9 protein-coding genes are annotated in these 12,906 nt (G+C 72.0%); 6 read left to right on the plus strand and 3 right to left on the minus strand.

Annotated elements, in window-relative coordinates:
* Together GXP76_RS10855 and GXP76_RS10860 are read left to right on the plus strand one after the other, a co-directional pair.
* A partial coding sequence (locus GXP76_RS10855) for an amino acid adenylation domain-containing protein (protein WP_242571257.1) occupies positions 1-4,289 on the plus strand: 4,289 nt, incomplete at its 5' end.
* Positions 4,273-5,976, plus strand: coding sequence for an ABC transporter ATP-binding protein (locus GXP76_RS10860; RefSeq protein ID WP_242571258.1), 1,704 nt, complete (start codon positions 4,273-4,275; stop codon positions 5,974-5,976). The genes GXP76_RS10855 and GXP76_RS10860, both read left to right, overlap by 17 nt.
* Positions 5,977-6,058: 82 nt before the next feature.
* Here GXP76_RS10860 and GXP76_RS10865 read toward each other — a convergent pair whose 3' ends face one another.
* The gene (locus tag GXP76_RS10865; protein WP_242571259.1) at positions 6,059-7,165 is read right to left on the minus strand and encodes an alpha/beta hydrolase-fold protein; all 1,107 of its coding nucleotides are present in this window, start codon (positions 7,163-7,165) and stop codon (positions 6,059-6,061) included.
* A 107-nt stretch (positions 7,166-7,272) separates the two neighbouring features.
* Between GXP76_RS10865 and GXP76_RS10870 the strand changes: the two genes are divergently transcribed.
* The 3 genes from GXP76_RS10870 (at position 7,273) to GXP76_RS10880 (ending at position 9,780) form a co-directional block, all read left to right on the plus strand.
* On the plus strand, positions 7,273-7,485 hold the full coding sequence (locus tag GXP76_RS10870; RefSeq protein ID WP_242571260.1) for an MbtH family NRPS accessory protein: 213 nt from the start codon (positions 7,273-7,275) through the stop codon (positions 7,483-7,485).
* Between the two features lie 26 nt (positions 7,486-7,511).
* The gene (locus GXP76_RS10875; RefSeq protein ID WP_242571261.1) at positions 7,512-9,107 is read left to right on the plus strand and encodes an amidohydrolase; all 1,596 of its coding nucleotides are present in this window, start codon (positions 7,512-7,514) and stop codon (positions 9,105-9,107) included.
* 130 nt (positions 9,108-9,237) lie between these two features.
* On the plus strand, positions 9,238-9,780 hold the full coding sequence (locus GXP76_RS10880) for a GNAT family N-acetyltransferase (RefSeq protein ID WP_374360536.1): 543 nt from the start codon (positions 9,238-9,240) through the stop codon (positions 9,778-9,780).
* A 147-nt stretch (positions 9,781-9,927) separates the two neighbouring features.
* Here GXP76_RS10880 and argB read toward each other — a convergent pair whose 3' ends face one another.
* Complete coding sequence (argB, locus tag GXP76_RS10885; RefSeq protein ID WP_242571262.1) at positions 9,928-10,791, minus strand: acetylglutamate kinase; 864 nt, start codon at positions 10,789-10,791, stop codon at positions 9,928-9,930.
* Positions 10,792-10,916: 125 nt separating this feature from the next.
* Positions 10,917-11,735: an SAM-dependent methyltransferase gene (locus GXP76_RS10890; RefSeq protein ID WP_242571263.1), complete on the minus strand. Its 819-nt coding sequence runs from the start codon at positions 11,733-11,735 to the stop codon at positions 10,917-10,919.
* Between the two features lie 554 nt (positions 11,736-12,289).
* Here GXP76_RS10890 and GXP76_RS10895 point away from each other — a divergent pair.
* A complete protein-coding gene (locus GXP76_RS10895; RefSeq protein WP_242571264.1) occupies positions 12,290-12,904 on the plus strand; it encodes a sigma-70 family RNA polymerase sigma factor in 615 nt (204 codons plus the stop codon).
* Positions 12,905-12,906 lie beyond the last annotated feature (2 nt).

Here is a 12,906-nt window from a genome sequence, read left to right on the forward strand (position 1 = left end):
GCCCGCGTACTCGTCCAGGGCGACGAGCCGCCGCCCGCCGCGAGCACGGCCCGCTCACACCCACGCCGATCATCCTGCGCCGGCGCGAACTCGGCGGATCGCTCGCCCGGTTCGCCCAGGCCAGGACGCTGGCGGTGGCCGAGGGCACCGGCTACGCCGACGTGCTGCGCGCGGCGAACGCCGTCGTGGCCGCGCATCCGGTACTCCGACTGCGGCTGCGCGTCGAGCACGGCGTATGGGCACTGCGCACCGAACCCGCCCGCGAGATCACCGTCGTCCGGCCTGACACCACCGACGCCACGACGGCGGCGGACGAGGCCGCAGGACGGCTCGACCCGGAGGCCGGGGACGTCATCGCGTTCTCCTGGCTGGAGTCGAGCCGCACCCTGGTCGTCACCGTCCACCACCTCGCCGTCGACTCGGTGTCCTGGCTGATCCTCCTCGACGACCTGGCCACCGCCCTGAGCGGAACGGCCCTGGCACCCCCGACCACCTCCTACGCCGAGTACGCCGAAGCACTCGCGTCGGGCTCCGCCCGGGCCCTCGACAGCCTCGGCCACTGGATCACCACGCTCCAGGCGCCCGCGCTGCTGACCGGGGCCGATACGCCGCGTGAGACACCGCGCGAGACCACCGTCGTCCTCGCGCCAGGCCCGAGCGACCTCGTGACACGTACCGCACCGGCCGCGCTCGGCGTGGGTCCGACCGAACTGCTCTGCGGCGCCCTGCGCACCGCCCTGACACACATCCAGCCCACGCCCACCGATCTCGCGATCGAACTGGAGCGGCACGGCCGCGTCCCCGCCCTCGACCACCACGACTACAGCCGTACGGTCGGCTGGTTCACCTCCATCGCACCCGTACGGCTCACCGCGCACACCGACCCGGTCGCCGCCGCCCGCGAGGTCGCCGAACGCCAGCCCGACGAGTGCGGACACGTCGCCTACGGCCAACTCCGCTACCTCGACCCGCAGACGGCCCCGCTGCTGAACGCCCGCCCGCAGGTGCTGTTCAACTACCTCGGCCGGGGCGGCGAATCACGGGCGCTCCACCTCACCGGCGTCGACGAGGGCGCCCCGTACGCCGTCGAGGTCAACGCGTGGACCGACGACACCACCGGAAGCCTGCACGCCGCCTTCACCCTCGCCGAAGGCGTCCCCGACGAGATCACCGAGCACTGGCTGCGCGCGCTGGAACACCTCGCGGACGCCTCCGCGACGGCCGAGCGCACGGCGCCCGTCACTCCGCTCCAGCGGGGACTGTTCTTCCAGGCCCAACTGGCGGGCCGGGCCGGACACTACGTCGCCCAGAGCTACTTCACCTTCGACCGGCGGCTGGACACCGACGCGCTGGCCGAGGCGATGGCGTACGTGATCGCGCGGCACCCGGTCGTCGGCGCCGGCTTCACCACCGACGACGACGGGAACCCGGTCCAGAGCCTCGGAGCGGGCCGGCGGGTCGGCGTACGCACCGTCCCGCTGTCGACCGAAGCGGAGATCGACGCGCTGCGCGAAGCCGACCGCGACACGGGATTCGACCCGGCCGAGCCACCGCTGATCCGGCTGACCGTGATCCGGCTGCCCGACGACCGGGACGGTCTGCTGCTCAGCTACCACCTGCTCCTGTGGGACGGCTGGTCACGCGAGATCCTGCTGCGGGACCTGTTCGACGCCTACCGGTCCGTCCTCGCGGGTGAGCCACTGGACGCGACCCCGGCCACACCCGGCTTCGAGGAGTACGCCCGGACACTCGCCGCCAAGGACCCCGCCGTATCGGAACGGTTCTGGGCCGGGCACCTGGCCGGCCTCCCCGGCCCGACGCTGCTCGCCGGTCCCGAGCCGGCCTTCTCCGACGACCTGCCACGCGCGCTCACGCACACGGTCTCCGCCGGACTCTCCGAGCGGCTGCGGGAATCGGCCAAGGCGCACGGCGTCACGCTCAACACGGTGCTCACCGGCGCGTTCGGTCTGCTCCTCGGCGCGCACACGGGACGGAGCGACGCCGTGTTCGGCGTGACCGTCTCGGGCCGGGAGGGCGAAGGGCTGTCCGACATCGTCGGCGTCCTGCTCAACACCGTGCCCATGTGGACACGGGCACGGGCGGACGACACGGTCGGCGCGTACCTCTCGGCCGTACAGGCGGCCCGGGTCGAGGCGATGGACCACGAGCATCTGGGACTCGGCGAGATCCAGCGCGCCAGCGGGCACGACACCCTCTTCGACAACCTGTTCGTGCTCCAGAACTTCCTGGACATGGACGCCTTCGCCGAGATGAACGCCAGACACGGCATCGAGTCGGTACGGGCCGACGACTCCACGCACTACCCCTTCACCTGGGTCGTCACGCCCGGCGACCGGCTCACCGTCAAGCTGGAGCACCGCGACGGCGACACCGGGAACGCCCGCCGGCTCCTGGACGACTACCTGCGCGTGCTCGACGACCTGGCCCGCTCGACCGGGCCGGTCGGCGCGCTGCGTGGGCTCGCCTCGGCCCCCGAGCCCGCCGGGCGTACGGACGTCGGCACCGACACCGTGGTCGACCGGTTCGACCGGGCGGCGGACAGTGCTCCGGAGCGGGTCGCGCTCGTCGCCGACGGCGCGACCATGACCTTCGCCCAGCTCCGCGACCGCAGCCGCGCGGTGGCGGGAGCGCTCGCCGGGCGGGGCATCGGCCCCGAGACGAACGTGGCGCTCGCGATCCCGCGTTCGCTCGACTCGATCGTGGCGCTGTTCGCCGTGCTGCGCGTCGGCGCCGCCTATGTGCCACTGGAGCTGGACCACCCGGACGAGCGGATCGCCGCGATCGTCGCGGACGCCCGCCCGGACGTGACCCTCACCGTCAGCGCCGTGTCCCCCCGGCTGACCGGCGAACTGATCGAACTGGACCTGCCGCTGCCTGACGCGGCGCCGTACCGGACATTCGCGCCGGACGACCCGGACCGGCTGCGGCACCCCGCGTACACCATCTACACCTCCGGCTCGACCGGGAAGCCCAAGGGCGTGGTGACCGAATACGCCGGCCTCACCAATATGCTGATCAACCATCAGCGCCGGATTTTCGAACCGGTCCTGGCCGAGCACGGCCACCGGACCTTCCGCATCGCGCACACGGTGTCGTTCGCCTTCGACATGTCGTGGGAGGAACTGCTCTGGCTCGCCGACGGCCACGAGGTGCACATCTGCGACGAGGAACTGCGCCGTGACGCCCCCCGTCTGGTCGAGTACTGCCTGGAGCACGGGATCGACGTCATCAACGTGACCCCCACCTACGCCCAGCAACTGGTGGCCGAGGGCCTGCTCGACAACCCCGAACGGCGCCCGGCGCTGGTGCTGTTGGGCGGCGAGGCCGTCACGCCGTCGCTGTGGCGGCGGCTCGCGGAGACGGACGGGACGGTCGGCTACAACCTCTACGGACCCACCGAATACACCATCAACACCCTCGGCGTCGGCACTTTCGAATGCCAGGACCCGGTGGTGGGCGTGGCGATCGACAACACCGAGGTGTACGTGCTGGATCCATGGCTGCGGCCCCTGCCGGACGGAGTGCCGGGCGAGTTGTACGTGTCAGGCATCGGCATCGCCCGCGGCTACCTCGGTCAGCCCGCCCAGACCGCGCACCGCTTCGTGGCCTGCCCGTTCGGCGCACCCGGTGAGCGCATGTACCGCACCGGGGACCTGGTCCTGCGGCGGCCCGACGGGAACCTGGCGTATCTCGGCCGCACCGACCAGCAGGTCAAGATCCGGGGGCACCGGGTCGAACTGGGCGAGGTCGAGGCCGCGTTCGCGGCGCACCCGGCGGTGCGCTTCGCCGCCGCCGTCGCCCAGCCCGACCCCCAGGTCGACGGCGCGTACCGGCTGGCCGCCTATCTCGTACTGGACGGCGCCGAGTTGGCGGCGGTCGCCGCCGAAGTGGGAGCCGCGCTGCCGGACTTCCTGCGCCCCACCCACTACGCCCGGGTCGACGGCATCCCGCTGACGGTGAACGGGAAGGCTGACACCAAGGCGCTGCCCGAGGCGAAGCCGCTCGGCGCCCTGACCACAGCGGGGGAGCGCGGCCCGGAGACCGGGACCGAGACCACGGTGTGCGAGTTCTTCGCCGAGGCACTGGACCTGGACGACGACGAGGTGAGCGCGGTGAGCGACTTCGTGTCCCTCGGAGGGCACTCCATGCTGGCGGTGCGGCTGACCGGGCTGCTCCGCCGCGAGTACGGACCCGTGGTCACGATCCGTGATCTGCTGACCCTGCGAACCCCGGAAGCGATTGCCCGCCACCTTGAAGACAACTCCTGACACCCAGCGGCCCCGCCCCGGGGCCGACATCCTGCGCACCGCGCTGCGCCGCAACGTCGGTGCCATGACCACCGGCACCCTCCTGATGGGGCTGTACCAGGCGGGGGAGACCGCCTTCCCCATCGCGCTCGGCCTGATCGTCGAGCACACCATGCAGGACCGGAGCCTCGGCGCGCTCGGCCTGTCGATCGGCGCGCTGGCCGTGATCATCACGACCGTGTCGCTGTCGTGGCGGTTCGGGATGCGCACCCTGCAGAAGGCCAACACGACCGAGGCGCACCGCTGGCGGGTGCGCGTGGCGGCCTGCGGGCTCCAGCCGGTCGCCAGGGACGTCGACCTGAAGTCCGGCGAGGTGCTGACCATCGCCACCGAGGACGCCGACCAGACCGCCGACATCATCGAGGTCGTGCCGCTGCTGATCAGCTCGCTGGTCGCGGTGCTCGTCGCGGCCGTCGCGCTGGGCCTGGCCGACATCCGGCTCGGCCTGCTGGTGATCGCGGGAACCGTCGCGATCCTGTCGATCCTGGCCGTGATGTCCAAGCGGATCGGCGCGAGCACCCGTGAACAGCAGGCACGGGTGGCGCGGGCGGGCGCGAAGGTCGCCGACCTGATCACCGGCCTGCGCCCGCTGCACGGCTTCGGCGGCAACCAGGCGGCGTTCCTCTCCTACCGGAGGGTCAGCTCGGACGCGAGGCGTCAGTCGATCACCGTCGCCAAGGTGAACGGGGTGTACGCGGGCACCGCGCTGGCCCTCAACGCGGTACTCGCCGCGGCGGTCACCCTTATGGCCGGCTGGCTGGCGTTCGGCGGCCGGATCTCCATCGGCGAACTCGTCATGGCCGTGGGGCTCGCGCAGTTCATCATCGAACCGCTGAAGCTCTTCTCGGAGATGCCGAAGTACGTGATGATCGCGCGCGCGTCGGCCGAGCGGATGGCGCTGGTGCTGTCCGCGCCGCCGGTGACGACCCCGGGGACGGAGCGCCCGGCCCCGGGCGGGGACCTCGAAGTGGACTGCGTACGGTACGGGACCCTGCGGCAGCTCAAGTTCCGGGTGCCGGCCGGCGAGTTCGTGGCGGTCGCCGTCTACCAGCCGCGCGCGGCGGCCGACCTCGCGTCGATCCTGGCCCTCAACGTCCCCCCGGACGCCTACGAGGGCACGGTGCGGGTCGGCGGGCGGGCGATCACGGATCTGTCGGTCGAGGCGGTCCGCGAACACCTGCTGGTGAACCCGTACGACGCGGAGATCTTCGCGGGCACCCTGCGCACGAACATCGACCCGTCGGGCACCGGCAGGCTGATCCCCGAAGCGGTCGAGGCGTCGATGCTGACCGACGTCGTCGCTCTGCACCGCGACGGACTCGACTACGGCGTCCGCGACCGCGGCGCGAACCTCTCCGGGGGCCAGCGCCAACGGCTGTCCCTGGCACGGGCGTTGGCCGCCGACAGCGACGTCCTGGTCCTGCACGACCCGACGACGGCCGTCGACGCGGTCACCGAACAGCTCATCGCGCGCAATGTCGCGAAGCTGCGCCGGGGCCGTACCACCGTCGTGATCACCAGCAGTCCGGCGCTCCTGGACGCCGCCGACCGCGTGCTCGTCCTGGACGACGGAGTCATCACCGCCGAGGACACCCACCGCAACCTGCTGGCCACGGACGAGGAGTACTGCCTGGCGGTGACCCGGTGAGCCAGTGACCAGTTGACCGGGTGAGCCGGTGACGTACGCGTGTGCCGGGCACGTCGCGTACGTCACCGGACCGGACACCGGCTCAGCCGAGTGCCCAGGCGACATCCCTGAGCAGGGCCTGCCGCCATCCCACCCGGTCGTGTCCCGACGGCGACCGCGAGACCCGCACCGTCGCACCGGCCTCCCGGGTGAGGGCCTCGACCGTCTCGCAGTGGGGCAGCATCCGCGTCTCGTGCTCCCCCACGTCGAACGCGATCCGCAGCCCGGACAGGCCGGGGCGCTCCCGCAGGCGCGCGGCGACGGTGCCACCGGCCGGGCCGCCCAGCGGGTCCGCCAGGGCCGTGGCACCGGGCGTCCACCAGAAGGACGCCGACTGGCAGGCGACGCGGGACACCAGGTCCGGGAACTCCAGCGCCGCGTACAGGGCGCTCAGCCCGCCGAGGCTCTGCCCGGCGACCACCAGGCGGCCGGGGTCGGCCGGCACCCCGGACTCCGCCACCAGCGGCAGCAGTTCGTCCCGGACGGCCTCCCACAGCTCCGGCCCGCATCCGAACTCGGCCTCCCTGTCCTTGGCCGGCAGGAAGACGAGCGTGACGGGAGGCATCTCCCCGGCGGCGACCGCCGAGTCGAACGCGGTCATGGCCGGGTGCAGATACAGCCAGTCGTCCCCGTCGAGGAGCAGGACCACCGGTCCGCCGCCGCCCGCCGGGTGGACGCGCACGGTCCGCCGTCCGCCGAGCCGCCCGCTGTTCCAGCGCAGCCGGGTGCCGGGGAGCGGGAGTACGACGTCGCCGCCGGCGCCGAAGGCCGGCCAGTGCGGCTGCGCCGGGAGGTCCGGTGTCCCGGCGACGGACCGGTCAGCGCCGGTACCCGCCGGGTTCAACGGGTCGGCCAACGCCGAGTCCCCCGCGAGGAGTTGGTAGGTCACCCGCAGCCGCGCGGGCATGGGCACCTCGGCGTACCAGCAGTCCGTGTCGCGCCACCGGCGCAGGGGAACCGGCTCCGACCAGCTCTCGAAGACGATGCTCGCCGGAGATCCGCGCCACAGGAACAAGGCCCGCCGGGCACCGTCTTCGCCGGCAGGTGTCCACGCGGGCGTCCGCGCAGCCGCCCAGAACTCGTCGCTGCCGGGCCTGCCGGGCAGTCCGAAAGCGGCGAAGTCTCTCTCCTCGTCGGCCGCGGGGCGCATGACGTCTCCTTGTGAGAGGGAAAGGGAGACGTTAGGCTCCCCTTTGATTAGGCGAGCCTAACCTAACGTTAGTCTCTCCTTCTGTTGGCCCTGGGAGGAACTGACACATGAGCACCAACCCCTTCGACGACCCCGAAGGCCGTTTCCTGGTCCTGGAGAACCACGAGGGACAGCACTCGCTCTGGCCGTCTTTCGCCGAGGTGCCCGGAGGGTGGGCCATCGTCCTGGACGAGAACACCCGCGACGTGTGCCTCGACTTCATCGAGACCCACTGGACCGATCTGCGTCCCCGGTCCCTCGCGGCGTCCACGGACGGCTGACCTCCCCCGAGACCGGCAGGCCACTGATGCTCCGCACCAGACTGACGAACGCCCGCTTCCTCACGATGGATCCGGACCACCCCGTCGCCCACGACCTGGGTATCTGGCGGGGCCGGATCGTGGGTCTGGACGAGGCCGTGACCTCCTTGCCGGCACACGAGGTGATCGACCTCCGGGGCGCAACCGTGCTGCCCGGATTCATCGACTCCCATGTGCACCTGGCCTGGACGGGCCTCAAGGCGAACACCCCGAGCATCACCGGCCTCACGCGGATCGACGACGTACTCGCCGCCGTGGCGCGGGCCGCCGCCCGACCGGGCCCGCCCGGCGGGTGGGTGAGCGTCGCCGGATACGACCAGCGAGCCCTGGGCCGTCATCTGACCGCCGCCGAACTGGACCAGGTCAGCCACGGCCGGAAGGTGTACCTGCTGCACGACTCCGGGCACGGCTGCGTCGTCAACTCCGCGGTCCTCGACCTGCTTCCCGCGGATCTCCCGCACGAGAACGGCTTCCTCGCCGAGGGCGCCATGGGCGCCGCCCGCGCCCTGCGTCTGCCCCACTCCCAGCGGGAGTTGGCCGACGCGATCGGGCGCGCCGCCCGGGCCTGTCTGTCCGAGGGCGTCACCGCCTGCGCCGAGGCGGGCATCGGCGGCACGCTCTTCGGCCACAGCCCCGTCGAGCTGGGTGCCTATCAACTCGCCCGTGAGGAGGGCCTGTTGCCGATACGGGTCCAGCTCATGGTGGCCGCGGACCGGCTGCGCCCGGCCGCCGCGCACGAGAGCGACGGCATTCCCCGGGCCCTCGACCTCGGCCTGCGCACCGGGTTCGGCGACGACCGCCTCTCCGTGGGCGCGCTGAAGGTCTACACGGACGGCGGGATGATGGCCCGGACCGCCGCGCTCAGCGCCCCGTACGAAGGGCTCGACCACACAGGCCAGTTGCAGGACGAGCCGGGCGCCATCGCCGACACGATCGTGGACGGCCATCTCGCCGGATGGCAGCTCGCCGTCCACGCCATCGGCGACCGCGCGGCCGATCTCGCCCTGGGCGCTCTGGAGCGGGCGCAGCGCCTGCGTCCGCGCCCGGGCGCCCGGCACCGTATCGAACACGCCGGACTGATCCGCCCCGACCAGCTCCCGGTCCTCGCGCGGCTCGGCGTCAGCGCCGTCGTCCAGCCCAATTTCCTGCGCTACTTCGGCGACGACTACGCGGACGTCATGGGTGAGGCGCGGGCTCCCTGGCTCTACCGCGGCAGAGCGTTCCTGGACCACGGCATCCCTCTCGTCGGCAGCTCCGACCGGCCCGTCACGGACGGATCCCCGCTGCGGGCCGTCCAGTTCATGGTCGAACGCGCCTCCGGATCCGGCCGGGCGATCGGCCCGGACGAGGGCATCACCGTCGACGAGGCCCTGCGCGCCTACACGGTCGCCGGCGCCTACGCCTGCCACTGGGAGGACGACCTGGGCAGCCTCACCCCGGGCAAGCTGGCCGATCTGGTCGTGCTCGGGGACGATCCACGGCGGGTCGGCACGTCGCGCATCGGGGACATCGAGGTGGTGGCGACGTTCGTCGACGGTGCCGAGACGGAGAAGACGGCACCGGACTCGCCCTTCCGGCGCTGACCTTCCAGCACTGGGCTGACCCTCCGGTACTGGACTGATAAGTAAGGTAAGGCTAACCTTATTTCGTTTGTTCGTCGGAGTGACACGGCGACCAGCCGTTCTCCGAACGTGGAACCGAGGAAGGAAAGCCTTGATCACGGCTACGCCGCCCCCCGCCCCGCTGTCGCAGGCGCCGCACACGCTCCTCGCACCGACGCCCTCCATGACGACCTCCGTGCGCCCCGCCCGGCGACAGGAGGCCGCCGCACTCGCCGAACTGTCCCAACCCTTCGTGTGCTCCGGGGCGTTGCGGGAGCGGCCCGCCTCGCTGTACGCCGCCCGGGCCGTTGACTTCCTCGTGGCCCAGGGTCCCGGAGGCCGTCTCGACGGCTGTGTGGGCCTGCGCGTGCACCCGGCCGGCCCGGGGGAGGGGCGCGGCCCCGTCGGCGTTCTGTACAACTTCTGTGTGGCCGGGCAGAGGCAGGGGCACGGCGTGGGGGCCGGGCTCCTGCGCGCCGTACTGTCGGTGGCCCGGGCGCAGTCGCTCGGTGCGCTGTTCACGGCGACGACCGGCGGGGGCGGCCTGTTCCTCCGATACGGTTTCGCGCCCACGACCGTGCGCCTGGCGCCCCAGTCCTGGGTGGCGTCCCTGGATCCCCGGCGCGGGGCGCGGATCCTCGCGAGGGTCCTGTGACCGTCGGCCCGCACGGGCGACCGGGCGCTCCCGTCGCCGCCGCGGAGCGGGTCTGACGGCCGTACCGGCAGCCGGCTTCCCGGCCCGTGGGCCGAACCGCCCGGCCCACGGGCCGGGCGGATTCGGTGGGTTCGGTGGGTTCGGCGCTCAGACGGCGCTCGGCCGGCGGTCCGGGCTGTTGCCGGGAACCACGGTGGTGCCGGGGCTGATCTCGTCGAGGACACCTCGCAGCACCGCGTGCGGCACCCGGCCGTCGAGTACGTGGGCGCGGCGCACTCCGCCGCGTACGGCCCGCAGACAGCCCTCCATCTTCGGCAGCATCCCGCTCGCCAGCCCCGGCAGCAGCCCGTCCAGCGCGTCGGCCGTCAGGCGTTCGATCACCTCGGTGCTGTGCGGCCAGTCCGCGTACAGCCCCTCCACGTCGGTGAGTACGACGAGCCGTTCGGCGCCGAGGGCCACGGCGAGGGCCGACGCCGCGAGATCGGCGTTGACGTTGTAGACCTGTCCGCCCTCGCCGCGCGCCACGGGGGAGACCACCGGGATATGGCCCTGGTCGAGCAGCGTGCGGACCATGTCCGGGTTCACTTCCACGATGTCGCCCACGAGGCCGATGTCGACCTGTCGGCTGTCCACCCAGGCGGAGCGCCGTACGGCCGTCAGCGTGTGCGCGTCCTCGCCCGTCATGCCCACGGCGAAGGGTCCGTGGGCGTTGATGTGGCCGACCAGCTCCCGCTGGACCCGGCCGCTCAGCACCATACGGACGACTTCCATGGTCTCCGGTGTGGTCACCCGCAGACCTGCCTCGAACCGGGTCTCCAGGCCGAGCCGGTCGAGCATCGCGCTGATCTGCGGTCCGCCCCCGTGCACGACGACCGGGCGCAGGCCCGCGTGCCACAACTCCACGATGTCCCGGGCGAATGTCCGCCGCAGCGCCGAATCCACCATGGCGTTGCCGCCGAACTTGACGACGACGGTGCCGCCCCGCCCGGTCGTCGCGGTCCGTTCGGTCATGGTCCCCGTCTCTCGTGGTGTCCGCGTGTCCGGAGACCGGCCACCACGTCGACGACGAGCCCGCGACGCCTTGTTAGCTTAGCCTAACCTAAATGGATATGAACTCGCCCTGGAGGTCGTCCGGTTCAGGGTTTGCGGGCGATTCCCGCGTAGCAGGCGGCTTCCGCGTCGGTGACGTTCTCGGCCTGGTCCTCCTCGGCCGGGCGCCAGCGCTGGGTGGGGACCACGCCGGGGTCGAGCAGTTCCCAGCCGTCGAAGAAACGGACCGTCTCGGCGTGGGGGCGCGCCTGGCCGGGAGTGCCTGCGGCGCGGTAGGCGCCGGTGAGCCGGGCGATTCCCTCGGGATCGAAGTCGGGGGTGACATGGGTGATGGTGAGGGTGCTGCCCGAGGGGAGCGCCGCCTTGAGGTGTTCGACGATGCCGTGCGCGCCGCCTTCCACCCGGTCGTCGGTGACGAAGTGGAGCAGTGCGTTGAGGCTCAGCGCGATGGGCCGGGTGAAGTCGAGCGTGTCCGCTATTTCCGGTGTCGCGAGGAGCGCGGCCGGGTCCGTGACGTCGGCGTGCGCGTACGACGTGTGGCCCTCGGAGTGGCTGTGCAGCAGCGCCCGGGCGTGGGCGAGGACGATCGGGTCGTTGTCCGTGTAGACCACGCGCGCGGCGGGGGTGACCTCCTGGGCGACCTCATGGAGGTTGGGGGAGGTGGGGATGCCGGTGCCGATGTCGAAGAACTGGGTCATGCCCTCCTCGGCGAGGAACCGCGTCGCGCGTCGCATGAAGCGCCGGTTGATGCGCGCGGTGGCCAGGATGGACGGGAACGCGGCCAGCGCTCTGCCGGCCGCTTCCCGGTCGGCGGGGAAGTTCGTGGTGCCGCCGAGGTAGTAGTCGTACATACGAGCCGAGTGCGCCTGATCCAGTTTCAGGTCCACCGCGCTGTGCTCCGCCATGCCTCGCCCCCAGGAGAATTGTTCGCTGTCCGGGCGGCCGGGTACGCGCCGCACCGACGCCCCCTCCGCCATCGCGGTTCACTTCCCGCCGTCCGCACGCGACAACCGTGGGAGCCAGGATCGTTCCGCCGGGGCCCGTGGCGGCCTGTTCGGACGAACGGGGAACGCGTTTCCGAAACCGCCACCCGAACGTCTAAGTAGTCATACTATTACCGTCGGCGAAGACAATTGATCGAAGGTTTGCACAAGAAGCCCGTTCATCCGGTTGGCTGTCGAGTGAGACATCACGTCTCCACCGACCCCTCCGCCGTGGAGCGGCGCGGTGCCCCACACCCTCCAAGGACATGCGTGGAACTCGATCGGGAAGCCCGGGCGGTTGACGCGACCGTCGCCCGGATCTTCACCGGCCGCACCGGCACCCCCACGAGGCGCCCCCCGGCGACCGGAGTACGCGCCGGGGCGTGCCACCCCCACAGTCCGCAGTACGCCCCCCACACACCGTCGGGCGCTGCCCCGACACCGGACGCGCCGACCACCACGTCCGAGAGCGGAAGATGATGGCCGCACCTACCCCCAAGACGTGGCGTGCCAACGCCCCCGGCCCCGGAGACGCCCCCGTCGAAGACGCAGGGCAGGAAAGGCTGGTCCTGACCTTCGACGCCTTCCACGACTACCACCGCGAGTTATGGATGCGCTACGCCCACACCCAGGTCGGCGGGCGCCCGGCGGCCGAGACCGTCGTGGACACCGCCTGCGCACGCCTGAAACGCGACTGGAAACACGCCCTGGCCCAGGAATCGGTGCCCCGGTACGCCTGGTCGCTGCTGAAGGAAGAGACCCGTCGATGGCTCGACGAACGCGGACTCCAACCGCTCCTCGTCGGCACCGCCGCCTTCCACGCGGCCATCACGAAACTCCTCCGGCACGGCACCCGTGACGAGTTCACCGTCCTGGAAGGCGAACTCGGCCTGTACGGCGCCATCGCGGGCCTGCCCGAGCGTCAGTACGACGTCATCGTCCTGCGGTTCGTCCTCGGCGAGGACGAGGAGAACGTCGCGGAGTACCTCGGCATCGAACTCGCCACCGTCCGCTCCCAGGTGCGGCACGCCCGCCGCCGCCTGGCACGCGGGCTCGACATGGCCATCGAACCGACCGAGACGGAAGGGTAGAC

The organism is Streptomyces sp. NP-1717 (assembly GCF_022695985.1).
In the GTDB taxonomy this organism is placed as follows: Bacteria; Actinomycetota; Actinomycetes; order Streptomycetales; family Streptomycetaceae; genus Streptomyces.